We start from the raw sequence: 24,104 nt of genomic DNA on the forward strand, positions 1-24,104 counted from the left end.
CGCCCCCGCCGTCAGGACCGGCCGCAGGACCTGCTGGAGACGGGCGCCGCCTACGCCATGGACGCCGCCGGCTTCCGCGGCGCCCGGCACCGCTTCTTCGGCCGCACCCTCCCCGTCGCCACCGATCCCGCGCGGGTCCTGGAGATCGACGACCCGCACGACCTGGCCCGCGCCCGACTGCTCGCACCCCTGCTCGACCCGCGCCCCGGACCACACCCCGCACACCCCGCACACCCCGCCCCGGACCGCGACGCGCACCCCGACCCGCAGCCCGAACCGCAGTCCCCACCCCGTACATCCCCGCACCGAAGGACGCCCCCTGCCATGACGAGCACCCCCGACTCCCGCCTGCGCACCTTCGGCTCCCGCACCGCGGGCCCCGGCCGCCCCGTCTACGTCGTCGGCGAGATCGGCATCAACCACAACGGCGACCTCGGCAACGCCTTCGCCCTCATCGACGCCGCCGCCGAAGCCGGCTGCGACGCCGTGAAGTTCCAGAAGCGCACCCCGGAGATCTGCACCCCGCGCGACCAGTGGGACATCGAACGCGACACCCCCTGGGGTCGGATGACCTACATCGACTACCGCCACAAGGTCGAGTTCGGCGAGGACGAGTACCGCGCCATCGACGACCACTGCGCCAAGCGCGGCATCGACTGGTTCGCCTCCCCGTGGGACACCGAGGCCGTCGCCTTCCTGGAGAAGTTCGACGTCCCCGCCCACAAGGTGGCCTCCGCCTCCCTCACCGACGACGAGCTGCTGCGCGCCCTGCGCGCCACCGGCCGCACCGTCGTGCTGTCCACCGGCATGTCCACCCCGCAGCAGATCCGCCACGCGGTGGAGGTGCTCGGCAGCGCCAACATCCTCCTCTGCCACGCGACTTCGACCTACCCGGCGAAGGCCGAGGAGCTCAATCTGCGGGTGATCAACACCCTTCGTGAGGAGTACCCGAACGTCCCGATCGGCTACTCCGGCCACGAGACGGGCCTGCAGACCACCCTCGCCGCCGTCGCCCTCGGCGCCACCTTCGTCGAGCGCCACATCACCCTCGACCGGGCCATGTGGGGCTCCGACCAGGCCGCCTCCGTCGAGCCCGGCGGCCTCACCCGCCTGGTCCGCGACATCCGCACCATCGAGACCGCCCTCGGCGACGGGGTCAAGCGCGTCTACGAGTCCGAGCTCGGCCCCATGAAGAAGCTCCGCCGCGTCCGGGGCGAACTGGCCGCCGTCTGACCCCAGGCGCGTACGAGATCCGTCCCCCGACAAGGAGTACGTGGTGACCCCCTCCACCCTCGCGTTCGTCGAGAGTCCGGTCCAGCTCCTGAACGTGCTGGAGTGGGCGTACGCGCACCCCGGTGTCCAGCCGCAGCTGGACGGAGTACCTCGCCAGCGGGGGCGCCGGGCCGGCGGCGCGGACCTGCCCGGGCCCGCGCCCCGGCCGGCGGACGCCGCCTCCTGCCTGCGGATCGTCGTCCTGCCGCCCACCGACCCGATGTCCCGGGGCCAGCTGCGCCGGGTGGCCGCACTGGCGCGGGACGAGGGGCACGAGGTCCGCTGGCAGGAGGCGCGCGGCAGCCGGTTCGCGCCGCTGAAGGCGCTGGCCGCACTCGCCCGCGATGTGCGCGCCGCGCGCACGGTCGTCGTCGGCGACCCCTTCTCGCGCTACGTCCAGCTGCTGCTCACCCTGGTGCGCGCCGAGGAGCTGGTGGTGGTCGACGACGGCACCGCCACCATGGAGTTCATGGCCCAGACCGCCCGCGGCGAACGCCTCGTACGGTGGCACCGGGTCGGCGGTGGCGGACTGCCCGGCCGGATCCGCGAGCTGGCGTACGCACCCGTCTCGGTGACCGCCCGCCGCCGCTTCACCCCGGCCGCGCACCGCGGTCACCGCGTCGAGGTGTTCAGCTCGATGCCCGTCACCGCCCACGGCGGGATGACACTGCGGGTCAACGACTTCGCCTGGACCCGCGCCCGATTCGGCCCGCCTCGGCTGACCAGGGGCACCGACCTGGTCGGCACCTCGCTCGTGGAGACCGGGGTGGTGGATCCGGACCGCTATGTGGACGCGGTGCGCGCCCTGACCCTGGAGCACGGCGCCACCCGCTACTTCGCCCACCGCCGCGAGTCCCCGGAGAAGCTGCGCGCGCTGAGCCGCGCGACCGGGCTGGAGATCGTACGTCCGGACCTGCCGCTGGAGCTGATCGCCCGGCGCGGTCCCGTCGGCCGGACGATCGTCAGCTTTCCGTCCACCGTCGTCCACACGCTGCCGTACGCACTGACCGGTACCGGTGTCACGGTGGCCGTATGCGATGTGGACCCCGCCTGGCTCACCGGGTCCGCGTCCCCGCGCGCCCGCAGCTTCCTCGCCGGGGTCACGGACACCGCACGTGATGTGCGCAGACTGCCTGCCCAGGCGGCTCCCACGGCCTGATGAGCGCGCGAGTTTACCCCCGCGCGCATCCGGTCATGCGTCCAGAGGTCGGGTTTCTTTCCCCTAACGGCATGAACTTTTCGTGATCCCCGGCCAGTTGACCCGTCCGTGGGCCTACCCTTCAACGGGTGAACCAGTTGATGTCCCGCGAGTCCCAGACCGCCCAGCCCGCCGCGTCCGACCGGCCCGAGCTGCCCGGCAAGCTTCCGGACCACCTGCGTACCGAACTGATCGCCTTCCGCCGGGACTTGCACATGCACCCGGAGCTCGGACACCAGGAATTCCGTACCACCGCGGCGATCAAGGCCCGGTTGGAGGAAGCCGGCCTGCGACCACGGGTGCTGAAGTCCGGCACGGGCCTGATCTGTGACGTCGGCACCTGGGACGGGGGCCGGCCGATGCTGGCCCTGCGCGCGGACATCGACGCCCTGCCCATCCCGGACGCCAAGACGCACGTCCCGTACCGCTCGACCTTCCCGGACCGCGCCCACGCCTGCGGCCACGACGTCCACACCGCCGTGGTCCTCGGCGCCGGCCTGGTCCTCGCCGAGCTCGACCGGCAGGGGCTGCTGCCCCGCCCCGTGCGGCTGCTGTTCCAGCCCGCCGAGGAGGTGCTCCCGGGCGGGGCCACCGAGGCCCTCGAGTCCGGGGTCCTGGACGGCGTCGGCCGGATCGTCGCCGTGCACTGCGACCCCCGGGTCGACGCGGGGCGCATCGGGCTGCGGGCCGGCCCCATCACCTCCGCCTGCGACCGGCTGGAGGTCACCCTCTCCGGCCCCGGCGGACACACCGCCCGGCCGCACCTGACCACCGACCTGGTGACCGCCGCCGCCCGGGTGGCCGTCGACGCCCCAGCCCTGCTGGCCCGCCGGATGGACGCCCGCTCGGGCATGTCCGTCACCTGGGGCCGGATCGAGGCCGGGCACGCCTGCAATGTCATCCCGATGCACGCCGAGCTCTCGGGAACCGTGCGCTGCCTTGATCTGAACGCCTGGCACGAGGCGCCCGACATGATCCACGCGGCGATCGACGAGATCGCGACCATGCACGGGGCCAAGTTCGAGATCAACCACGTGCGCGGGGTGCCGCCGGTGGTCAACGACCCGGTGATCACCGAGCTGCTGCGCGAGGCGATGGGGGTCCGCTGCGGAGCGGAGTCGGTCGAGGACACCGAGCAGAGCCTGGGCGGGGAGGACTTCTCCTGGTACCTGGAGCACGTGCCGGGCGCGATGGCCCGGCTGGGGGTGCGTACACCCGGCGACAGCGCCAAGCGTGACCTGCATCGGGGCGACTTCGACGTGGACGAGTCCGCGATCGGCGTCGGCGTGGAGTTCTTCACGGCCGCCGCGATGATCGACGGGCTCCGCGCGGTGGCCACGAGGTAGCCGGCGGTCGAAACTCCTTACAACATCCGCGGGACTCCCGGCGGGCGTGTCCAGCCCTTGGTACGCAAGGGTTGGGCATGTAAGGAGTCACCAATCGGTCACTGTCCGGTTCACGACGATCCGATAACGACTCATGAACGGGCCTTTAACTGACATCTACGCGCGTTACGATCGCCGCGAAACCAGCGCCGGTCGTGGCGCTTCGGTCAGGTTTTTAAGGAGCCTCCCCTTGCGCCGGATCACCAGGATCGCCACCGTGGGCATCGCGTCCGCGGCGCTGGCCCTCTCGGCCACCGCCTGTGGCGGAAAGAAGTCGTCGGACGCCGCCGCCTCCCCCTCGGAGTCGGGCAAGAAGTCCGCCGCCATCGCGTACGACATCGGTGGCCGTGGCGACCAGTCGTTCAACGACGCCGCCTACGCCGGTCTGAAGAAGGCCGAGACGGACCTCAAGATCAACACCGCCGAGGCGGAGCCCACCGACGGTGAGGGCGAGGCCGACAAGGTCCAGCGCCTCACCGAGCTGGCCCGCAAGGGCAACAACCCGGTCATCGGCGTCGGCTTCGCCTACGCCCCGGCCATCAAGAAGGTCGCGCCGAAGTTCCCGAACACCACGTTCGGCATCATCGACGACACCTCGGTGACCGGCCCGAACGTCGCCAACATGGTCTTCAACGAGGAGCAGGGCTCCTACCTGGCCGGCGTCGCCGCCGCCAAGGCGTCCAAGACCGGCACGGTCGGCTTCATCGGCGGTGTCGAGGTCCCGCTGATCAAGAAGTTCGAGGCGGGCTTCACCCAGGGCGTCAAGGACACCAACCCGAACGCCAAGGTGCTCTCCGCGTACCTGACCCAGCCGCCGAACTTCGACGGCTTCTCCAAGCCCGACCTGGGCAAGGCTGCCGCGCAGGGCCAGCTCGACGCCGGTGGCGCCGACGTCATCTACGCCGCCGCGGGTCTGGCCGGCTCCGGTGCCATCGAGGCCGCTTCCGCCAAGGGCAAGTGGGCCATCGGTGTCGACTCCGACCAGTACAACCAGGCCGGCCTGGCGAAGTACAAGGACTCGATCCTGACCTCGGTCACCAAGGACGTCGAGGACTCGGTCTTCAACCTGATCAAGTCGGTCGAGGACGGCAAGCCGACCACCGGTGAGATCCGCTACGGCCTGGACAAGGACGGCGTCGGCCTGGCCGACTCCAACCCGAAGTACAAGGAGATGGCGGACGTCGTCGCCGCGGTGGAGAAGGCCAAGGCCGACATCATCGCCAAGAAGATCATCGTCAAGACCCAGCCGTAGGGCCGTTCCTGACATGTAGTCCTGGTCTCCGGGGTCCGGGAAGCGGTCGACATCGCTCCCGGGCCCCGAGCCACGTTCTGTGATCATTACTCTGTGACCACGTGGCCTGCCCGGCCGCAAGTTTTCACTTCCGACAGTGCTACGCGCGTAGAAGCATCGTGGACGCGATACTTTCACTCCCCGCCCTGTCCCCCCTGCCTTCCGCTCCTTCCGCGCCAAGGAGAGTGCGTCATCAACGCGTCCAGCCCGCCCCTCGCCGTAGAACTGCACGGCATCACAAAGCGCTTCCCCGGCGTCGTCGCCAACAAGGACATCGCGATCACCGTCCGCAAGGGCACGGTCCATGCCTTGATCGGTGAGAACGGCGCCGGCAAGTCGACCCTGATGAAGATCCTCTACGGCATGCAGAAGCCGGACGAGGGCACCATCGCCATCGACGGGGAGCAGGTCTCCTTCAACACCCCCGGCGACGCCATCGCCCGCGGCATCGGCATGGTGCACCAGCACTTCATGCTCGCCGACAACCTCACCGTCCTGGAGAACGTGGTTCTCGGCGGCGAGAAGTTGTACGGCATCGGCGCCAAGGCCCGTAAGAAGATCAAGGAGATCTCGGACGCGTACGGCCTCGGCGTGCGTCCCGACGTCCTGGTCGAGGACCTCGGTGTCGCCGACCGGCAGCGCGTGGAGATCCTCAAGGTCCTCTACCGCGGCGCGAAGATCCTCATCCTCGACGAGCCGACCGCCGTGCTCGTGCCGCAGGAGGTGGACGCACTCTTCGACAACCTGCGCGAGCTCAAGGCCGAAGGCCTGACCGTCATCTTCATCTCGCACAAGCTGGGCGAGGTGCTGAAGGTCGCCGACGACATCACCGTCATCCGGCGCGGCACCACGGTCGGCACCGCCGACCCGAAGACCGCGACCACCAAGCAGCTCGCCGAGCTGATGGTCGGTGCCGAGCTGCCTTCGCCGGAGACCCGCGAGTCCACGGTGACCACCACCCCGATGCTCCAGGTGACGGGCCTGACCATCGCCGCGAGCGACGTCGTCGTCGCCGAGCCGGAGGTCCTGGTGCCCGCGCCCGCCGCGGACTCCGCCGTTGTGGAGAACGTCGGGGCCGGCCGACTCCTGCTGGACGACATCAACCTCACGATCCACAAGGGCGAGATCCTCGGCATCGCCGGTGTCGAGGGCAACGGCCAGACGGAGCTCATCGAGGCCCTCATGGGCATGGCCGCCGCCGACACGGGCGTGATCACGCTGGACGGCAAGGACATCACCAAGACCTCGGTGCGCAAGCGCCGCGAGGGCGGCATCGGTTACATCCCCGAGGACCGCCACCGCCACGGCCTGCTGCTGGAGTCCCCGCTCTGGGAGAACCGGATCCTCGGCCACGTCACCGAGGCGCCCAACTCCAAGAAGGGCATCCTCGACCCGAAGGCGGCCCGCAAGGACACCGAGCGGATCGTGCGCGAGTACGACGTCCGCACGCCCGGCATCGACGTCACCGCGGCCTCGCTCTCCGGCGGCAACCAGCAGAAGCTGATCGTCGGCCGCGAGATGAGCCACAACCCGAAGTTCCTCATCGCCGCCCACCCCACCCGTGGTGTGGACGTCGGCGCGCAGGCGCAGATCTGGGACGCGATCCGCGAGGCCCGCCGCGAGGGCCTGGCCGTGCTGCTGATCTCCGCCGACCTGGACGAGCTCATCGGCCTGTCCGACACCCTGCGCGTGATCTACCGCGGCCGCCTGGTCGCGGACGCCGACCCCGCGACCGTCACCCCCGAGGAGCTCGGTACCGCCATGACGGGCGCCGCTTCGGGGCACCTGGAAGCAACCGACAACCACTCCGCCGCTGCCGACGGTGACACGACGGAGGACGAGGCCCGATGAAGACATTCGACAAGGACCGGCTGATGCTCGCCATCGCCGGGCCCCTGCTCGCGCTGGTGTCCGCCTTCGCGCTGACCATGATCGTGCTGGCGGCGACGGGCATCAACCCGATCGAGCCGCTGCGCATCATGGTCGAGAACGGCGGCTACGAGGACATCCAGGTCCTCATCGTCAACCAGGCCGGCACGTACTACCTGGCAGCCCTGGCCGTCGCCATCGGCTTCCGGATGAACCTCTTCAACATCGGCGTCGACGGCCAGTACCGCCTCGCCGCGATGATCTCCGCCGTGGTCGGTGGCGCCATCGCGCTGCCCGGCCCGCTGCACATCCTGCTGATCGTGCTCGTCGCGATGCTCACGGGCGCCGCCTGGGCCGGTATCGCGGGCGTCCTCAAGGCCAAGCGCGGGGTCAGCGAGGTCGTCTCGACGATCATGCTGAACGCCATCGCGACCAGCCTCATCGCCTGGCTGCTCCTGCCGAAGAACCTCGGTGTCCAGGTCGAGGGGTCCAACGACCTCACCACCGGTGAGATCGCCCAGTCCGGCTGGTTCCCGGCGCTCTCCCTCGGCGACTCGGGCGAGATCTACGGCTTCACCTTCGTGGCCTTCGCCCTCGGCGTCGTCTACTGGTTCGTGCTCAACCGCACCCGCTTCGGCTTCGACCTGCGCGCCAGCGGCGCGAGCGAGTCCGCCGCCGCGGCCTCCGGTGTCGACTCCAAGAAGATGATCATCACCGCGATGCTCATCTCCGGTGCCGTCGCCGGTCTGTCCGGCATGCCGGTGCTGCTCGGTGAGAGCCACACGTACACCCTCGTCTTCCCCGTGGGTGTCGGCTTCACCGGCATCACCATCGCCCTGCTCGGTCGCAACAGCCCCATCGGCATCTTCTTCGCCGCACTCCTGATGGCCTTCATCGACAAGGCGTCCGCCGGCCTCGACACGGCCGGCTACGCCAAGGAGATCGGCACGATCATGAAGGGCCTGATCGTGATCGCCGTGGTCGTCTCCTACGAGCTCATCCGCCGCTACGGCATCCGCCGCCAGCAGCAGAAGGTCGGCGAGGAACTGGCCGCGGGCCACGCCATGAAGACCGAGAAGGAGGTCGCGGCGTGAGCGCCAGCACCGTTTCCACGAAGAAGGCGGCGCCCGCCACGGGCGGCCGCAAGAAGCTCACCCTGCCCTGGATCCTGCTGATCGTCGCGGGTGCCCTCGCGCTGGTCTCCGTGGTCCGCCTGATCTCCGGGGCCAACGACCTGACCTCCGTCGGCCAGGTCTCCGGCGCCCTCTCCCTCGCCGTGCCGATCGGCCTCGCCGGCCTCGGTGGTCTGTGGGCCGAGCGCGCGGGCGTCGTCAACATCGGCCTCGAAGGCATGATGATCCTCGGCACCTGGTTCGGTGCCTGGGCCGGCTACCAGTGGGGCCCGTGGACCGGTGTGCTCGTCGGCATCGCCGGCGGCGCAGTCGGCGGCCTGCTGCACGCGATCATCACGGTCACCTTCAACGTCAACCACATCGTCTCCGGTGTGGCCATCAACATCCTGGCGCTCGGCTTCACGCAGTACCTGTCGAACTTCACGTTCGCCGAGGCCCCGGGCGGCTCCTCCAAGCAGTCCCCGCAGGTCGAGCCGATCGCCAAGATCACCATTCCTGGCCTGTCGGACTGGATGGCCGATCTCCAGGGCAAGCACTGGTTCTTCATCTCGGACCTGGCCGGCGTCATCGGTGGTCTGGTCACCGAGATCTCGCTGCTGACCATCGTGGCCCTGCTGCTGATCCCCGCCACCTGGTGGGTGCTGTGGCGCACCTCCTTCGGCCTGCGCCTGCGTTCCTGCGGTGAGAACCCGATCGCCGCCGAGTCGCTCGGCGTCAACGTCTACAAGTACAAGTACATCGCCGTGATCGTCTCGGGCGCCCTCGCGGGCCTCGGTGGCGTGTACCTGTCCGAGGTCGCCAGCCCCATCTACCAGGAGGGCCAGACCGGCGGCCGCGGCTACATCGGTCTCGCCGCGATGATCTTCGGTAACTGGATGCCGGGCGGCATGGCGATGGGCGCGGGCCTGTTCGGCTTCATCGACAGCCTCAAGCTGCGCGGTGGCGCCGAGAACGTCCACGCGATGCTGCTGCTGATCGCGATCCTGCTGGTGCTCGTCTGCGTCTGGCAGCTGTACAAGAAGAAGTACATCCAGGCCGGCGTCGCGGCGGTCTTCGCCGCGCTGCTGTTCGTCTGGTACGCGACGACCGACTCGGTGCCGAGCCAGTTCGTGGACGCCGCTCCGTACCTGACCACGCTGCTCGTGCTCGCCCTGTCGGCGCAGCGCCTGCGGATGCCCAAGGCGGACGGCATGCCGTACCGCAAGGGTCAGGGCAAGTGACCTCGGACCGGACGGTGGACTGGGAAGCCCTGCGGACGCACGCCCGGGAAGCGATGACCCGGGCGTACGCCCCGTACTCGGGCTTCCCGGTCGGGGTCGCCGCCTTGGTGGACGACGGCCGCGTCGTGACCGGCTGCAACGTGGAGAACGCCAGCTACGGGCTGGGCCTGTGCGCCGAGTGCGGACTGGTCTCCTCCCTCCACGCCACCGGCGGAGGCCGCCTCACGCACTTCACGTGCGTGGACGGCAAGGGCGAGATCCTCGTGCCGTGCGGCCGCTGCCGCCAGCTGCTGTACGAATTCGGTGGCGACGAGCTGCTGGTGGAGACCCCGGACGGGGTCCTCCCGCTGGCGGCGATGCTGCCGCAGGCCTTCGGGCCCGACCACCTGAGATAGCCGTGCCGACGGCCCTTCGCCCCTGCCGGGGCGGGGGGCCGTCGTACTTCCGTTCCTGAACCCCTCATCTCCCCCTCTCTATGCGCGTAGAAGGAAGCACCTCATGGACGTCATCTCCGTCATCCGGACCAAGCGGGACCGCGGTGAACTGAGCCCCGAGCAGATCGACTGGGTCATCGACGCGTACACCCGCGGTGTCGTGGCCGACGAGCAGATGTCCGCGCTGGCGATGGCCATCCTGCTCAACGGCATGAACCGGACCGAGATCGCCCGCTGGACCGCGGCGATGATCGCCTCCGGCGAGCGCATGAACTTCGACTCCCTCTCCCGCCCGACCGCCGACAAGCACTCCACGGGCGGCGTCGGCGACAAGATCACCCTCCCGCTCGCCCCGCTCGTCGCCGCGTGCGGCGCGGCCGTGCCCCAGCTGTCCGGCCGCGGCCTCGGCCACACCGGTGGCACGCTCGACAAGCTGGAGTCCATCCCCGGCTGGCGCGCGCTGCTCTCCAACGAGGAGATGCTGCACGTCCTGGACACCACCGGCGCGGTCATCTGCGCGGCCGGCGACGGCCTGGCCCCGGCGGACAAGAAGCTCTACGCGCTGCGTGACGTCACCGGTACCGTCGAGGCCATCCCGCTGATCGCTTCCTCGATCATGTCGAAGAAGATCGCCGAGGGCACCGGCTCGCTCGTCCTGGACGTCAAGGTCGGTACCGGCGCCTTCATGAAGAACCTGGCGGACGCGCAGGAGTTGGCTCACACGATGGTCAGCCTCGGCAAGGACAGCGGGGTGAAGACGGTCGCGCTGATCACCGACATGTCGACCCCGCTCGGCCTGACCGCCGGCAACGCGCTGGAGGTCCGCGAGTCGGTCGAGGTACTGGCCGGTGGCGGCCCCGCCGACGTGGTCGAGCTGACCATCGCGCTGGCCAAGGAGATGCTGGACGCGGCGGGCATCAAGGACGCCGACCCGGCGAAGGCCCTCGCCGACGGCTCCGCGATGGACCACTGGCGCCGGATGATCGCGGCCCAGGGCGGCGACCCGGACGCGACCCTCCCGGTCGCCCGCGAGCAGCACGTGGTCACCGCCCCCGAGTCGGGCGTCCTGACCCGCCTGGACGCGTACGGGGTCGGCGTCGCCGCCTGGCGCCTGGGCGCCGGCCGTGCGCGCAAGGAGGACCCGGTGCAGGCGGGCGCGGGCGTCGAGCTCCACGCGAAGCCGGGCGACATGGTGACGGCGGGCCAGCCGCTGATGACCCTGCACACGGACACCCCGGAGAAGTTCGACTACGCCCTCGCCTCCCTGGCGGGCACGTACGACATCGCCCAGGTGGGCACGGCCTTCTCCGCCACGCCGATCGTCCTGGACCGCATCGCCTGACCTGTACTCACTCGTGCGGCTGAACGGGACCGGTGGACCCCCACCGGTCCCGTTCGGCATGCTGGGAGCGGTGCCAACAGCTTGAGGAGCACACCATGAGCGCACTCACCGTCCAGCAGGAGCCGCGGGGCGGCGACGGCTGGGAGGGCCTCGTCCGCCTCTGGGAGGAGACGGACTGGCCCGAGGGCTGCAAGGTGGAGATCATCGAGGGGATCGTCACCGTGGCACCACCACCCGTCAACGACCACAACTTGATCGCGGAGGCGGTGCAACGCCGCCTGTACACGGTCATCGCCGCCGATTGGGGCATCCACCAGACCCTCAATGTGGCCGTCCCGAGCCGCAGCGGTCTCTACATCCCGGACCTCGTGGTCGTGCCGAGGGAGAAGGTTCCGGAAGGGGAGAAGTTCGTTCCCGCAGCTGCGGCCGAGCTGGTCGTCGAGGTCACGTCGAAGTCGACGGCCGTCAACGACCGCGTGTCCAAACTGAACGGGTACGCCGCTGCGGGTGTCCCGCTCTACCTGCTCATCGATCCGCACGCGACGGGCAGCCCCACCATCCACCTGTACGGCGAGCCGAGCGACGGCAAGTACCGCGTTCTGCACGCGGGCAAGTTCGGTGAGGCCGTCCACCTTCCCGAGCCGTTCGACCTCGTCCTCGACACCTTCGGCTTCCCCCGCCCCTGACCTCGGAGCCGCGGCCGGGCCTCGTGGATCGCGCCTTGTGCGCCGCCGCCGATGACTTCCGGGGTGCCGGGGAGTCACCCTCTCGTGGAGATCCATCGACTCGTGCTGCCCGGTCCCGGACCGGCCGCCCCGCAGGACGCCGCGCTGCTGTGCGCACGGCTGGCCCGGCTCTACGACGGCGGGGCGGGGGCGGTGGTCTGCGACGCCGCCGCGGTGACCGCGCCCGGGCTCGGCGACGTACAGGTGTTGGCCCGGCTGCGGCTGGCCGCCCGGGGGCGGCCGCTGCGGGTGACCGGGGCCGCGCCCGCGCTGCGGGCCCTACTGGACCTCGTAGGCCTCGTCGAGCTCCTCGGGGAGGCCGAACAGCGGGAACCACCGCGCGGTGTCCAGGAAGGCGTTGAGCCCGACGATCCGGCCGTCTGAGATCTCCAGCACCTGGAGCGCCCACGGGGTGTGGCCCGGTCGTCCGTCCTCGCGCGGCCGGTACTGGCCGAAGGCGGGCAGGCCGTTCGCCGTCGTCGGGATCAGTCGGGAGCCCTTGCAGCCGATGCCCTGGTTGAGGTGCCAGGCCGCGATGTCCTCCTGGCCCTGGAGCCACAGGTCGAACGGCGGCATCGAGAGGACCGCGTCCTCGTGGAGGAGGGTGGTGAGCCGCGAGATGTCGTAGGCCTCGAAGGCGGAGAGGTACTGCTCCAGCAGCTTCGCCTGGTCCGCGTCGAGCGGATCCGCGGGGTCGCTGTCGCGCAGCGACTGCCCGGCGAGGGTGGCCCGTGCCCGCTGGAGGGCGCTGTTCACCGAGGCCGTCGTGGTCTCCAGGAGCTGGGCCACCTCGTCGGCCTTCCAGGCCAGCACCTCGCGCAGGATGAGCACCGCCCGTTGCTTCGCCGGCAGGTGCTGGAGCGCCGCGACGAAGGCCAGTCGGACGGACTCTTTCGCCAGCGCCATCTCCGCCGGGTCGGCGGTCTGCGGCAGCACCCGGCCGTCCGGGACCGGCTCCAGCCAGGTAACCTCGGGGCGCTCGTTGAGCACGGCGGAGGCCTGGTGCTGCGGGGCGGTCAGGTCCATCGGGCGGGCCCGCTTGTTGCCCGCGTTCAGCAGGTCCAGGCAGACGTTGGTGGCGATCCGGTACAGCCACGACCGCAGCGAGGAGCGGCCCTCGAACTTCTCGTAGCTGCGCCAGGCGCGGACGTACGTGTCCTGCACCGCGTCCTCGGCGTCGAAGGACGAGCCGAGCATCCGGTAGCAGTAGCCGGTGAGCTCGACCCGGTACCGCTCCATGGCCGTGTCGAGGTCCATTTCGGTGGTGGCGAGATCGCTCATGTCCGTCCGTCCCCCAAGTCGTTCCGCTCCTTCGGAACCTACCGGAGGGGTCTGACAACGGCAGCCGGAAGCCGGAGACGCGCCCATCGGAGCGCATATATGTCGTCATCAAGTTTCTTGACGTCAAGATTGATTTCGGGCAGGCTTCCGTCATGTATCTCGACATCGAGATACATGGGCGGTGGGCGCGGTCGATACGGGGGGCTGGGATGCGGCGCGGCGGGGAGATCCGGAAGGCACGACACAAGGACGGCGGTCTGTTGGCGCAACTGCGCCGGCCACCCGGCGGCCGTGACGCGCGGATCATGCTGCTCACCCAGGCCCTGGACCGGGCGGGCACCGGCGTGTGGGCCGCGTCCTCCGTCCTCTACTTCACCTTCGTCGTCGGCCTCGACGCCGGGCAGCTGGGCCTGCTGCTGGGCGCGGCCGGGGTGGCGGGCATCGCCGGATCTCCGCTGGCCGGCCATCTCGCCGACCGCTTCCAGGTCCGCACCCTGCTGATCGGCTGCCACCTGATCCGCCTCGTGGCCCTCTGCGTGCTGCTGGTGGTCACCGACTTCGGCCTGCTGCTGCTCCTGTTCGCCGTCACCCACCTGGGAGACCGGGCGGCCAAGACGCTGGAGATGCTCTTCGCCACCCGGGTCGCCGGCGAGCGGCGCTCCACCTACCAGGCGTTGTCGCGCAGTTCGGCCAACGCCGGCTACGCCCTCGGCGCCGGCCTCGCCGCCATCGGTCTCGCCGTCGGCACCCACGGCGCCTACCAGGTGCTGATCCTGGCGAACGCCCTGTCCTTCCTCGTGGCCGCGGCCCTGGTGTGGCGCACCCGGGAGCCGAGCGGCGCCGGGCTCGTGGTCGCCCGGCCCGAGGTGGAGGAAGGCACCCCGGCGGCCGGGGCCGGCCCCTGGCGGGACCGCGGCTACCTGCGGTTCGTCCTGCTCGACATCCCGATGCATCTGGACGACTCGATCCTCGGCATCGGCGTGCCGCTGTGGCTGGTCGGCCACACCGCGGCCCCGCACGCCCTGATCCCGGCCTTCCTGGTCATCAACACCGTGCTCGTCGTCGTCCTGCAGCTCCGGGTGTCGGCACGGGTGGACGGCCCTCGTCAGGCGGCGGGCGCCGTCGCCCTGTACGGCCTGACGACGCTCGCCTGCTGCGTCTTCCTGGCCGCCGCCCCCGCCGGCGGGGCCTGGGCCGCCTCGCTGATCCTGCTCGCCGCGGCCGTGCTGGCCACCGCGGCGGAGCTGATGCGCTCGGTGAGCTCCTGGGAGCTCGCGGTCTCCCTCGCGCCGCAGCGGGCGCGCGCCTCCTACCTCGGGGTGGCCGGCATGGCCCAGTCCGTCCAGAAGTCCGCCGGCCCGCTGCTGCTCACCGGCGCGGTGATGGCGGCCGGCCCGGTCGGCTGGCTGGCCCTCGGGGCCGGTGTGGCGGGCCTGTCCCTCGTCCAACGCCGCTGCGCCCTGAGCCGGTTGGACCGACTGGCCGCCGCCCCCGCACCGACACCCGGACCCGCCCCCGCCGAGCCGACCGCCCCCGCCGCCTCCTAGGTCCCGGGCTTGCGTCCGTACACGTAGACGTCCTCGCCCTGCCCCAGCAGGTTCCAGTACGCCTTGGCGTCGGCCGAGCGCATGTTCACGCAGCCGCCCGAACCGGGCGGGTTCCACATGCTCTTGGTGGTCGAGTGGAAGGCGATGCCGCCGTCGAAGAACTGCGCGTACGGCATCGAGACGTTGTACAGCGTCGACCAGTGGTCGATGTTGCGGTAGTAGATCTTCTTCAGGCCGGTCCGGGTCTCCGTGCCGTCCTTGCCGGTGCGGACCGGGACGGGCCCGTACGTCAGGCCGGCGCCGTCCTGGATCCAGCTGAGCTGCCGCGTCAGGTCGACGCAGGCGATCCGTCCCCGGTCCACCGGGCAGGCGCCCGCCTTGTTCGGGGTGGTCCCGGCTGCCCGCTGGGCCAGCATCGTGCTCATCGTCTGCCAGGTCAGCGGCCCGGCGTAGCCCTGTGTCGGGGTGATCCCGTGGCTCGCCTGGAAGGAGCGGATCGCCGTGCAGTCGGCCGCCGACTGCTTCCCGTCCACCGGCCGCCCGAGGAACTGCTCGACCTGCCGCTGGTACGGCCCGGTGGTGAGGTTGCAGGAGGCGGCGGCCTGCGCCGCCCCGCCTCCCGTGACCACCACCGGCAGCGCCAGCGCGACCGCCCCGACCAGCACCGCCGCCCGTCGCCCCACACGCCCGCGTGACGCTCGTGCCCCCGTGCCCGTCCCCGACCCCATCCGGTCCTCCCCTGCTCGTACCGCATCGTCCTCCGTGTTGAATGCCCGGAAAACAAGCAGGGGTTGCCGCGTCGGGTGTGGAGATTTCGTCAGCGCGCGCCCACGGCCGACGCCGGCATCCGCCGCTCGGCGCGCGCCGCGTGCGACCCGTACAGGGTGATCGACACGACGCCGAGCACCGCCAGCAGCGCGATGCCGACCGTGGCCGCCCAACCGGCCCCGTGGTAGGCGAGGGCGCCCAGGGTGCCGCCCGCGCTGGAGCCGAGGTAGTACGCCGACTGGTAGAGCGCGGAGGCCTGTGCCCGGCCCGTCTTCGCCGTCCGGCTCACCGCGGCCGAGGCCACCGCGTGCCCCGCGAAGAAGCCCGCCGTGATCAGCACCAGCCCGAGCACGATCGCCGCCAGCGAGTCGGACAGCGACAGCAGCAGCCCGAGCGCCGTGGTCGTCACGGCCAGGTACAGCGCGCCGCGCCGCCCGGTACGGGCCACCAGCTTGCCCGCGGCGGCCGAGGAGACCGTACCGACCAGGTAGATCAGGAAGATCGACCCGACCACGCCCTGCCCGAGCGAGAACGGCTCGTCCACCAGGCGGTAGCCGATCACGGTGTAGACCGCGCCGAAGACCGTCATGAACAGGGCGCCGATCCCGTACAGGCGCAGCAGCAGCGGATCACGCAGGTGACCGGCGACGGTACGGCCCACCGCGCGCGGGTTCAGCGACGCCGGGCGGAAGAACCGCGCCCGGGGCAACAGCACCAGGAAGGCCACGGCGCACGCCAGCGCCATCAGGGCCACGGCCAGCAGGCCCGCCCGCCAGCCCCACAGCTGAGCGGCCCAGCCGGTGACGAGCCGGCCGCTCATCCCGCCGATGGAGTTCCCCGCCACGAACAGGCCGATCGCGGCCACCAGCGCCTTCGGTTCGACCTCCTCCGCCAGGTACGCCATCGCGGAGGCCGGGATCCCGGCGATCGCCGCGCCCTGGACGGCGCGCAGCACCACCAGCCACTCCACACTCGGCGCGAACGGCACCAGCAGGGCGACGACGACGGCGATCACCATCGCGTACGTCATCATCCGGGTGCGACCGAAGCGTTCGGACAGCGCGCTCAGCGGGAGGACGAACAGCGCGAGCGCGCCGGTGGCCGCGGACACCGTCCAGCTGGCCTGGCCCGCCGTCACCCCGAAGCCGGCGGAGATCGCGGGCAACAGCGCCTGGGTGGAGTAGAGGAGGGCGAACGTCGCGAGTCCGGCGGCGAAGAGCGCGAGGCTCATCCGGCGGTAACCGGGGCGGCCGGGGGAGAGGGGCTGCGGTGCGGGGGACGACGAGGTGGAGGCACCCGGGATGACGGGTGCCCCGGTATGAACGGGAGGCATGCTTCGACGGTAGGCCTGTCCATTTCATGCGTCCAATGCACAGAATCGCGATAATCGATCCACTGATGCATCAACCCAGCTCAGAAGCGTGGATGTCGATGAACCGTTACGTAGAAGACATGGCAGTGACAACTCTGCTGGCGCCGCGGCTGGCGTACTTCGTCGCCGTGGCCCGCCACGAGCACGTCACCCGCGCCGCCCACGAGCTGGGCGTCCCGCAGTCCACCCTGTCCCGCGCCATGGTCCGGCTCGAACAGGACCTCGGGGTCACGCTGTTCGCCCGCAAGGGCCGTACGGTCGCCCTCACCACGGCCGGCCGCACCTTCCTGGCCTCGGCCGAGCAGGCCCTCACGGAGATCGACCGCGCCGCCGAATCGGTGCAGCAGGACGCCGATCCGGCGGCCGGCAAGGTGGCCTTCGGCTTCCTGCACACCCTGGGGTCCGAGACCGTACCCGGCCTGATCCGCGCCTTCCGCGCCGACCACCCGCGCATCCGCTTCTCCCTCGTCCAGAACTACGGCGAGGCCATGCTGGAGAAGCTCCGGGCCGGCGAACTCGACCTGTGCCTGACCTCGCCCGTGCCGGACGCCCCCGACCTGGTCGCGCGCCGCCTCGACGAACAGCGGCTCCGCCTGGTGGTCCCGGACGACCACCGGCTCGCGACGCGCAAGCGCATCCGGCTCGCCGAGGCCGCCGAGGAAACCTTCGTCACCCTGGAGCCCGGCTACGGCATGCGCCGCATCACCGACGACCTGTGCGCGGAGGCCGGGTTCACCCCGAAGGTCGCCTTCGAGGGCGAGGAGGCCGAGACCCTGCGCGGCCTGGTCGCCGCAGGCCTGGGCGTGGCCCTCCTGCCGCCCCCGGCCGTGCCCCGCCCCGGCGTGGTCGAGCTGACGGTCACCGCCCCGCGCGCCGTCCGCGAGATCGGCCTGGCCTGGCTCGACGGCCACCCCGACACCCCACCGGTGGCGGAGTTCAAGCGCTTCCTCCTCTCCCGCCGCGGCCGCTTGATCCCCGAACTGGAACCCTTGCCCTAGCCGGGCCACCACCGACCGGGACCGATCCCGCCCGCCCCGGCCAACTCCGCCTGGGCCACCCCCAGCCTCGCCGGCGTTTGAGCAGGGGGCACCTCCCAGCGGTAGCTGGGGGAGGGTCCGGGCGGAGCCCGGTGCCCGGCGGAGGCGGGTTTCCTGGGGCTCCTCCCCAGACCCTGCGCCTCAAACGCCGGCGAGGCTGGAAGTGGCCCAGGCAGGGCTGGAAGTGGCCCAGGCAGGGCTGGAATTGCCCGGGCCGGAGTGCTCAGGTAGGGGGAGTCGGTGTGGGCGTTACGGGGCCGGCGGCCGGGGCCGGGGAGAGCAAGTAGCCCGCCTGGAAGCGGGACTTGGCGCCCACCGCGCGCATGATCTCGGCGATGTGGCGCTGGCAGGTCCGCTCCGACATGCCCAGGCGGCGGGCGATCACCTTGTCCTCCAGTCCCTCCGACAGCAGCCGGACGATCGTCTGCCGCAGCTCGTCCGAGATCGACCGGGCCGCCTCCGGGCTCACCGAGGTCGGGAACGGCTCCGCGCCCACCCAGGAGCGTTCGAAGGTCGTGGTCATGAAGTGCACGACGCTCGGCTCCCGCACCACCAGCGCCGCCCCGCTGCGGTCCGGCACCGCCATCAGGCCCGTGTGCTCGTCGAAGATCAGCATCCGCATCAGCCCGTCGCCCAGGGTCCGTACCTGGGCGCCCAGGGCCGTCACCCGCTCGACGTACGCCGCCGTGGGGCGTGAGTAGCGTGCCGTGTGCTGGTAGATCGTGCGCATCCGGACCCCGCGCGTCAGCAGGGACTCGTCCCGCCCGATCGACTCCTCCAACGTCTCCAGCGGGCGACCCCCGCCCGGCTGCGAGGTCAGCAGCTCCCGTTCGCACGTCGCGACCAGTTCCGCGATCAGCCCCCGAACCGCCCCGAGGTCGGTGACCAGCTCCAGCCGGCCGGACCCGCTGAGGTCCCGGTGCGCCGTCCCCGCCTCGTACGCGGGCACCAGCGCCTCCAGCCGCCCGCGCAGCCGGTCCATCTCGTCGTGGGTCTCCCGTACGAGCAGCGCCAGCGGGGCGAGGGCCCGGGCCGCCGCGGCCCGGGGGGCCACCGCGCTCCAGCGGTCCGGGTCGTCGCCCGGGGCCCGCTGGAGCAGGTGTACGGAGGCCAGCTCGGTGATCGCGGCGGCCGCGCGGACCCCCAGCGCCGCGGTGGCCTCGCACAGGTCGAAGACGTGCCGCTCCACGGCGTACGCGTACAGGCGCCGGGCCGCGGGGCTCAGCTCCCCGTCGGCTCCGGCCGCCCCGGATTCCTCGGGAGGCATGTGCGTATGCGTCCCGAGTTATGACTGTTTGTAAACCCCTCGTATTTCCGCAAGGCGGCAAAACGACGCCTGGCCGGCCGCCCTCGGCATCCGCCGAGGCGGCACAGTGGCAGCACGGCACGAGGGGGAAGCGCGGTGTGCTGAGGCGGACGCCCAGGCGAGAACGGGGGCCAGCGTCCGGCCCGACCCGCGGCCGGCCGTGGTGGTCGCGCCAGGGCCGTTCGATGCCATCCGACCGTGAGGGGGCGGAGCGGCGGGTACGGACGGACCGGCGCGACCCCGAAGAGCACGCACGGGCCTTTCGGCCGCCGGACCGCCGGCCGCCGTCCGCCCGCCGCTCAGCCGTCGGCCGGCTTCGCGTAGTCGCTGTAGCCGGTCCAGTCCAGCGCGACGCACGGCTCGTCCCCCAGGACCCAGGCGTCGTGCCCGGGGGCGATCTGGATGAAGTCGCCCGGACCGAGGTCGCCGCTCTCCCCGTCGTCCATGACGATCTTCATCCGGCCGCTCACGATGTACCCGGTGTGGGCCGAGCGGCAGCTGTCCGTGCCGGCCAGCGGCTTGATGTGCAGCGACCAGCGCCAACCCGGCTCGAAGACCGCCCGCCCCACCGCCCCGCCCTCGGTGTTGAACAGGTCCAGCCTGCCCGTGCCGGCCTCGAAGGGTCGCGTCTCGTCGGGCTTGTCGAAGTTCCTGTGGATCAATCCGCCCATGGCCGGTCGCCTCCGGGAGTCCGGCAACACACCCCGAGTCCGCTTCTCACGGTACGCGCGCCGCTCCGGACATGTGGATCACCTCCGCAGCGACTTGCCGAAGCCCGAGGCCAGCGGCATCCGCAGGCCCAGGGGCGGCGGCGCGGCCAGGGCGTCCGTCACCGGCCGCGAGTACCGCCCCGTGAAGACCGCGCCCAGGACGAAGTCCACGGCCAGCGCCACCACTTCCTGCTGGTGCTCGCGCAGTCCGTGCCCGTCCGAATGGACCTCGAAGCGGCAGGTCGAACGATTCGCCTTCTTCGCGCGCGCCGCCAGCCGGAAGGAGGCCTCCGGGTCGCTGCGCGCGTCGTCGGTGCCGTGGACGATCAACACCTGCCGTCCCGACAGTTGTTTCACCGGTTCAGGGGAGTCGGCGCGGCCCGCCTCCGTTAAACAAGGGGCGATCACCACGACCGAGTTGACGGCCCCGTGGCCCGCCGCCCGCAGCGCGGCCAGTCCTCCCGCGTCGTAGCCGACCAGGCACACCGGCACGTCCCCGTACCGCCGTACCGCCTCGTCGGCGGCCCACCCCGCCTGCTCCTCCCGGGCGGAGTCCCCGCCGTGGACGACCATGTGCGTGACGAGCCCCTCCGCCCCGCCCGCGCGGGCCAACGCCCGCGCGAGCGGACGCATGGGACCCGGGGAGAACCGGGAGGCCCCGGGGAGCAGGAGCACCACCCCGTTGACCGTGCTTTCCGTCGAACCCGAGCCGGTTCTCGCGCCGGCCGCCCGCCCCAGACGGACCCCGCGCGCCGGCGGCGCATGCTGTGCCATGGCGGAACAGTCTCAGACCTTGAGGTGTACGCCATCCGTCCGCACGGTCTCTGTTACATATCGACGCCCGCCGGGGCCATTCCGCTCTACGCGCGTAGGAGTAGAGTGCGCAGATGACGAGCGAGACCCCCAACCTGCCGACCCCGGATCAGATCCGTCGTTCCCCGAAGGTGCTGCTGCACGATCACCTCGACGGTGGACTGCGTCCCGGGACCATCATCGAGCTGGCCCGCGAGGTCGGTTACGAGAACCTCCCCGAGACCGACGCCGACAAGCTCGGCATCTGGTTCCGTGAGGCCGCCGACTCCGGTTCCCTGCCGCGCTACCTGGAGACCTTCGCGCACACCTGCGCGGTCATGCAGACGAAGACCGCCCTCTTCCGGGTCGCCGCCGAGTGCGCCGAGGACCTGGCCGAGGACGGCGTCGTGTACGCCGAGATCCGCTACGCGCCCGAGCAGCACCTGGAAGCCGGCCTCTCCCTCGAAGAGGTCGTCGAAGCCGTGAACGACGGCTTCCGCGAGGGCGAGCGTCGCGCGAAGGCCAACGGCCACCGCATCCGCGTCGGCGCCCTGCTGACCGCGATGCGCCACGCCGCCCGCGCGCTGGAGATCGCCGAGCTGGCGAACCGCTACCGCGACAACGGCGTGGTCGGCTTCGACATCGCCGGCGCCGAGGCCGGGTTCCCTCCCACCCGCCACCTCGACGCCTTCGAGTACCTCAAGCGCGAGAACAACCACTTCACCATCCACGCGGGTGAGGCCTTCGGCCTGCCGTCGATCTGGCAGGCCCTGCAGTGGTGCGGCGCCGACCGCCTCGGTCACGGCGTGAAGATCATCGACGACATCGAGGTCGCCGAGGACGGTTCTGTGACCCTGGGCCGCCTGGCCTCGTACGTCCGGGACAAGCGCATCCCCCTGGAGATGTGCCCGACCTCGAACCTGCAGACCGCCGCGGCCGCCTCGTACGCCGAGCACCCGATCGGTCTGCTGCGCAAGCTGCACTTCAGGCTCACGGTCAACACGGACAACCGCCTGATGAGCGGCACCAGCATGAGCCGCGAGTTCGAGCACCTGGTCGACACCTTCGGCTACACCCTCGACGACATGCAGTGGTTCACCGTCAATGCGATGAAGTCCGCGTTCATTCCTTTCGATGAACGACTGGCCATGATCAATGAAGTGATCAAGCCCGGTTACGCGGAGCTGAAGTCGGAGTGGCTGTTCCAGCAGACCGCCTCCACCAGCGGTTCTGTCTCGGCCTAGGCCACGACATGACAAAACGGAAGCGCCCGGGAGGGATAATTCCCGGGCGCTTTCTCGTATTTAAGGATGTTTGCGGGCGAGGGTTTGAAGTGACTAGTTTGCGGAGCCGCTCAATTCCTCGTCGCAAGGACAACTTTTCATGAAGAAGTCAGCTGCCAAGACCCTCGGTACCGTCGTTCTCGGTGCCGCCTTCGCCGCCGTCGCCGCCGGTACCGCCTCCGCCGCCGTCCCGGCGGTCGGCCTCACCGACGCGCTGGGCTCCGCCACCGGCATGCTCCAGGGTGCGACCAGCCAGCAGCAGGTGGGCGGCGGGGCTCAGCAGTCGAGCGACCCCACCTCTCAGATCACCGGAGTGCTGAACCCGCTCACCAACAGCCTGAACGGCCTCGGCAGCTGAGCCTGCCGCCACTGTGATGCGTACACGTGTGCGGCGGGCGCATGCCCTTTCGACCAGGTATGTATCCCGCCGCGCCGTGTGCCACGATCGCCACCAACTGCCCGCCGACGTCTTGGGTACGAGGTTCTCGGTCATGCGCATGAAGGCACGAGCGACGATGGTCGCGCTGGTCCCCGCCCTGCTGTTCGCCGCTGTGGGGTGCAGCAGTACGAACACCCCCGCGACGGGCAAGAGCCCCGATCCCAAGGGCTCCGCCGGCAGCGCCTCGGCCGCGCCCGGCGTCCCGGCGCCGTCCGCCGCGGCAGCCAGCTCGGCCGCGCCGAAGTCCGGTGGCAGCAGGCTTGAGCGGTCCGCGCTGGCACAGGGCGACCTGCCCGGCTACCAGGTCTCCGCCCAGGGCAAGAACCCCAATGCCCCGGACGGCCAGCCGCAGGCCGACAAGAAGGCCTGCCAGCCGCTGGCCGACGTCATGGGCGACAAGCCGGACCCCTCCGCCCGCGAGACCGTCAGCCGCGGCATCGGATCCCAGAGGCAGCTTGGGCTGGCCGTCTCGGCCACCGTCAGCTCCTACTCCGAGAGCGACGCGAAGGCGCTGATCTCCCGGCTCAAGGCCGCCGTCGCCGCCTGCGGTTCGGGCTTCTCCGCCAAGGTCGAGAAGCAGGCCGGCGCCTATCGCGAGATCCGCCCCGCCGACTACCGCACCGGCGGCGACGAGAGCGTCAGCTGGACCATGACCGCAGCCGCCGAGGGGGTCTCGGCGCAGGTCCACCTGGTCGTCGTACGCGAGGGCGACACCGTCGTGCGACTGACGGCCCTCAACGTGGCGGGTGCGGCCCAGCAGAAGGCCCAGGTGCCGCAGGAAGTGGCCGACAAGCAACTGGAGAAGATCCAGAAGACCCGGTAGGCCGGCCCGAGGACGCGCCGGCCGTCGGACTACCAGGCGGCCGAAGCGGGCTTCTCGTTCGGCAGCAGCACCCACAGCGCTATGTAGATCAGGAACTGCGGGCCCGGCAGCAGGCACGAGACGACGAAAATGGCGCGCATCGCGTTCGTCGAAATTCCGAAACGCCGCGCCAGTCCGGCGCAGACTCCGCCGATCCAGCGGCCGTCACGGGGGCGGACCAGGGCGCTCATGAGATTCTCCTTCGTCGGTATCGCTTTCTGCGATGGCTCAATACTCCCGCTGGACCGCCGACAGAACGTCGGTCCAGGGGCCGAGCCCGACCCTGGAAATCTTCGGGGTGTCCCCCTGATAAACGGTGTGTGAGCGCCTGAGCCGGGCCCGCAGCGCCGGTACGACGGCCACGTGCGCGAGCACCACACCGACGGTGTTCAGCAGCACCGAGTCCACGTCCACGACCTGCCCCGGGACCGCGGTCTGCAGCATCTCGATGCACACCGAGACCAGCGCGCCCGCGGCCGCGGTCCGCACCAGCGAGGACCAGGCCGAGAGGGCCGACGGCGCGAGACGTCCGCTGATCAACGGCACCAGCACACCGAGCGGGGCCAGCAGGGCGAGCCCCTCACCGATCTGCCGGGCGGCCTCCAGGGGACCGAGGGCCAGGTCCGCCGCGATCCCCTCCAGCGGGCTCAGATTGGCCGCCGCGGTCCAGGGCACGTCCAGCGGCCGCAGAGTCAGCCAGCCGACGACCACGAAATGGGCGGCGAGCAGGACCCCGGCCAGGAGTCGCAGACGGAGGTGGATCGCGGTGGCGGCGTTTTCGCCGGCCTCATGACGCTGCACACCGGGGAGGACGCGTCCCCCGGTAGCCCTGGTTCCG

Annotated in this window: 24 protein-coding genes; 16 read left to right on the plus strand and 8 right to left on the minus strand. The window is 71.0% G+C overall.

Annotated features, from left to right (window positions below):
- The first annotated feature begins 324 nt into the window (after positions 1–324).
- From OG624_RS25020 to OG624_RS25070, 11 genes are all read left to right on the plus strand, one after another.
- The gene (locus OG624_RS25020; RefSeq protein ID WP_033219779.1) at positions 325–1,233 is read left to right on the plus strand and encodes an N-acetylneuraminate synthase family protein; all 909 of its coding nucleotides are present in this window, start codon (positions 325–327) and stop codon (positions 1,231–1,233) included.
- 43 nt (positions 1,234–1,276) lie between these two features.
- On the plus strand, positions 1,277–2,431 hold the full coding sequence (locus OG624_RS25025; protein WP_033219596.1) for a hypothetical protein: 1,155 nt from the start codon (positions 1,277–1,279) through the stop codon (positions 2,429–2,431).
- A 140-nt stretch (positions 2,432–2,571) separates the two neighbouring features.
- On the plus strand, positions 2,572–3,816 hold the full coding sequence (locus tag OG624_RS25030; protein WP_033219598.1) for an amidohydrolase: 1,245 nt from the start codon (positions 2,572–2,574) through the stop codon (positions 3,814–3,816).
- A gap of 229 nt (positions 3,817–4,045) precedes the next feature.
- Positions 4,046–5,107 carry a BMP family lipoprotein gene (locus OG624_RS25035; protein WP_161291468.1) on the plus strand — a complete coding sequence of 354 codons (1,062 nt, stop codon included), beginning with the start codon at positions 4,046–4,048 and terminating at the stop codon, positions 5,105–5,107.
- A 231-nt stretch (positions 5,108–5,338) separates the two neighbouring features.
- Positions 5,339–6,997, plus strand: coding sequence for an ABC transporter ATP-binding protein (locus tag OG624_RS25040; RefSeq protein ID WP_371640871.1), 1,659 nt, complete (start codon positions 5,339–5,341; stop codon positions 6,995–6,997).
- Entirely contained in the window at positions 6,994–8,109 is a 1,116-nt protein-coding gene (locus OG624_RS25045) for an ABC transporter permease (RefSeq protein ID WP_371639856.1), read from the plus strand. The genes OG624_RS25040 and OG624_RS25045 overlap by 4 nt, the downstream gene beginning before the upstream one ends.
- Positions 8,106–9,368, plus strand: a complete 1,263-nt coding sequence (locus tag OG624_RS25050) for an ABC transporter permease (protein WP_326748799.1) — start codon at positions 8,106–8,108, stop codon at positions 9,366–9,368. Before OG624_RS25045 ends, OG624_RS25050 begins: the two co-directional genes overlap by 4 nt.
- Positions 9,365–9,763, plus strand: a complete 399-nt coding sequence (locus OG624_RS25055) for a cytidine deaminase (RefSeq protein WP_033219604.1) — start codon at positions 9,365–9,367, stop codon at positions 9,761–9,763. Before OG624_RS25050 ends, OG624_RS25055 begins: the two co-directional genes overlap by 4 nt.
- Before the next feature lie 103 nt (positions 9,764–9,866).
- Entirely contained in the window at positions 9,867–11,144 is a 1,278-nt protein-coding gene (locus OG624_RS25060; RefSeq protein WP_033219605.1) for a thymidine phosphorylase, read from the plus strand.
- Between the two features lie 95 nt (positions 11,145–11,239).
- The gene (locus OG624_RS25065) at positions 11,240–11,830 is read left to right on the plus strand and encodes a Uma2 family endonuclease (RefSeq protein WP_371639857.1); all 591 of its coding nucleotides are present in this window, start codon (positions 11,240–11,242) and stop codon (positions 11,828–11,830) included.
- An 84-nt stretch (positions 11,831–11,914) separates the two neighbouring features.
- A complete protein-coding gene (locus tag OG624_RS25070; RefSeq protein ID WP_266353095.1) occupies positions 11,915–12,253 on the plus strand; it encodes an STAS domain-containing protein in 339 nt (112 codons plus the stop codon).
- On the opposite strand, the gene OG624_RS25075 is transcribed toward OG624_RS25070, so the two are convergent.
- Positions 12,149–13,150 carry a sigma-70 family RNA polymerase sigma factor gene (locus OG624_RS25075; RefSeq protein WP_033219611.1) on the minus strand — a complete coding sequence of 334 codons (1,002 nt, stop codon included), beginning with the start codon at positions 13,148–13,150 and terminating at the stop codon, positions 12,149–12,151. The genes OG624_RS25070 and OG624_RS25075 overlap by 105 nt on opposite strands.
- Before the next feature lie 260 nt (positions 13,151–13,410).
- Here OG624_RS25075 and OG624_RS25080 point away from each other — a divergent pair, with 260 nt between their 5' ends.
- On the plus strand, positions 13,411–14,697 hold the full coding sequence (locus tag OG624_RS25080; protein WP_244290765.1) for an MFS transporter: 1,287 nt from the start codon (positions 13,411–13,413) through the stop codon (positions 14,695–14,697).
- Here the strand turns inward: OG624_RS25080 and OG624_RS25085 are convergent.
- Both OG624_RS25085 and OG624_RS25090 read right to left on the minus strand, forming a co-directional pair.
- Positions 14,694–15,425, minus strand: coding sequence for a L,D-transpeptidase family protein (locus tag OG624_RS25085; RefSeq protein ID WP_051763180.1), 732 nt, complete (start codon positions 15,423–15,425; stop codon positions 14,694–14,696). The two genes, OG624_RS25080 and OG624_RS25085, sit on opposite strands and share 4 nt — an antisense overlap.
- Positions 15,426–15,514: 89 nt before the next feature.
- Positions 15,515–16,798, minus strand: coding sequence for an MFS transporter (locus OG624_RS25090; protein WP_266353100.1), 1,284 nt, complete (start codon positions 16,796–16,798; stop codon positions 15,515–15,517).
- A 62-nt stretch (positions 16,799–16,860) separates the two neighbouring features.
- Here OG624_RS25090 and OG624_RS25095 point away from each other — a divergent pair, with 62 nt between their 5' ends.
- Positions 16,861–17,835, plus strand: a complete 975-nt coding sequence (locus OG624_RS25095) for a LysR family transcriptional regulator (protein ID WP_208869343.1) — start codon at positions 16,861–16,863, stop codon at positions 17,833–17,835.
- A 262-nt stretch (positions 17,836–18,097) separates the two neighbouring features.
- On the opposite strand, the gene OG624_RS25100 is transcribed toward OG624_RS25095, so the two are convergent.
- From OG624_RS25100 to OG624_RS25110, 3 genes are all read right to left on the minus strand, one after another.
- A complete protein-coding gene (locus tag OG624_RS25100; protein ID WP_371639858.1) occupies positions 18,098–19,141 on the minus strand; it encodes a helix-turn-helix transcriptional regulator in 1,044 nt (347 codons plus the stop codon).
- A 338-nt stretch (positions 19,142–19,479) separates the two neighbouring features.
- The gene (locus OG624_RS25105) at positions 19,480–19,851 is read right to left on the minus strand and encodes a cupin domain-containing protein (protein WP_033219618.1); all 372 of its coding nucleotides are present in this window, start codon (positions 19,849–19,851) and stop codon (positions 19,480–19,482) included.
- A 78-nt stretch (positions 19,852–19,929) separates the two neighbouring features.
- A complete protein-coding gene (locus OG624_RS25110) occupies positions 19,930–20,664 on the minus strand; it encodes an alpha/beta hydrolase (protein WP_371639859.1) in 735 nt (244 codons plus the stop codon).
- Between the two features lie 113 nt (positions 20,665–20,777).
- Between OG624_RS25110 and OG624_RS25115 the strand changes: the two genes are divergently transcribed.
- The 3 genes from OG624_RS25115 (at position 20,778) to OG624_RS25125 (ending at position 23,227) form a co-directional block, all read left to right on the plus strand.
- Positions 20,778–21,926 carry an adenosine deaminase gene (locus OG624_RS25115; protein ID WP_371639860.1) on the plus strand — a complete coding sequence of 383 codons (1,149 nt, stop codon included), beginning with the start codon at positions 20,778–20,780 and terminating at the stop codon, positions 21,924–21,926.
- Positions 21,927–22,065: 139 nt separating this feature from the next.
- Positions 22,066–22,323, plus strand: a complete 258-nt coding sequence (locus OG624_RS25120; protein ID WP_033219623.1) for a hypothetical protein — start codon at positions 22,066–22,068, stop codon at positions 22,321–22,323.
- 133 nt (positions 22,324–22,456) lie between these two features.
- Positions 22,457–23,227: a hypothetical protein gene (locus tag OG624_RS25125; protein WP_371639861.1), complete on the plus strand. Its 771-nt coding sequence runs from the start codon at positions 22,457–22,459 to the stop codon at positions 23,225–23,227.
- Positions 23,228–23,256: 29 nt separating this feature from the next.
- On the opposite strand, the gene OG624_RS25130 is transcribed toward OG624_RS25125, so the two are convergent.
- Both OG624_RS25130 and OG624_RS25135 read right to left on the minus strand, forming a co-directional pair.
- The gene (locus OG624_RS25130; protein ID WP_033219629.1) at positions 23,257–23,457 is read right to left on the minus strand and encodes a PspC domain-containing protein; all 201 of its coding nucleotides are present in this window, start codon (positions 23,455–23,457) and stop codon (positions 23,257–23,259) included.
- 37 nt (positions 23,458–23,494) lie between these two features.
- Positions 23,495–24,067 carry a VanZ family protein gene (locus OG624_RS25135; protein ID WP_033219630.1) on the minus strand — a complete coding sequence of 191 codons (573 nt, stop codon included), beginning with the start codon at positions 24,065–24,067 and terminating at the stop codon, positions 23,495–23,497.
- Positions 24,068–24,104: the final 37 nt, after the last annotated feature.

Origin of the sequence: Streptomyces virginiae, assembly GCF_041432505.1 — a bacterium.
Classification (GTDB): domain Bacteria; phylum Actinomycetota; class Actinomycetes; order Streptomycetales; family Streptomycetaceae; genus Streptomyces; species Streptomyces virginiae_A.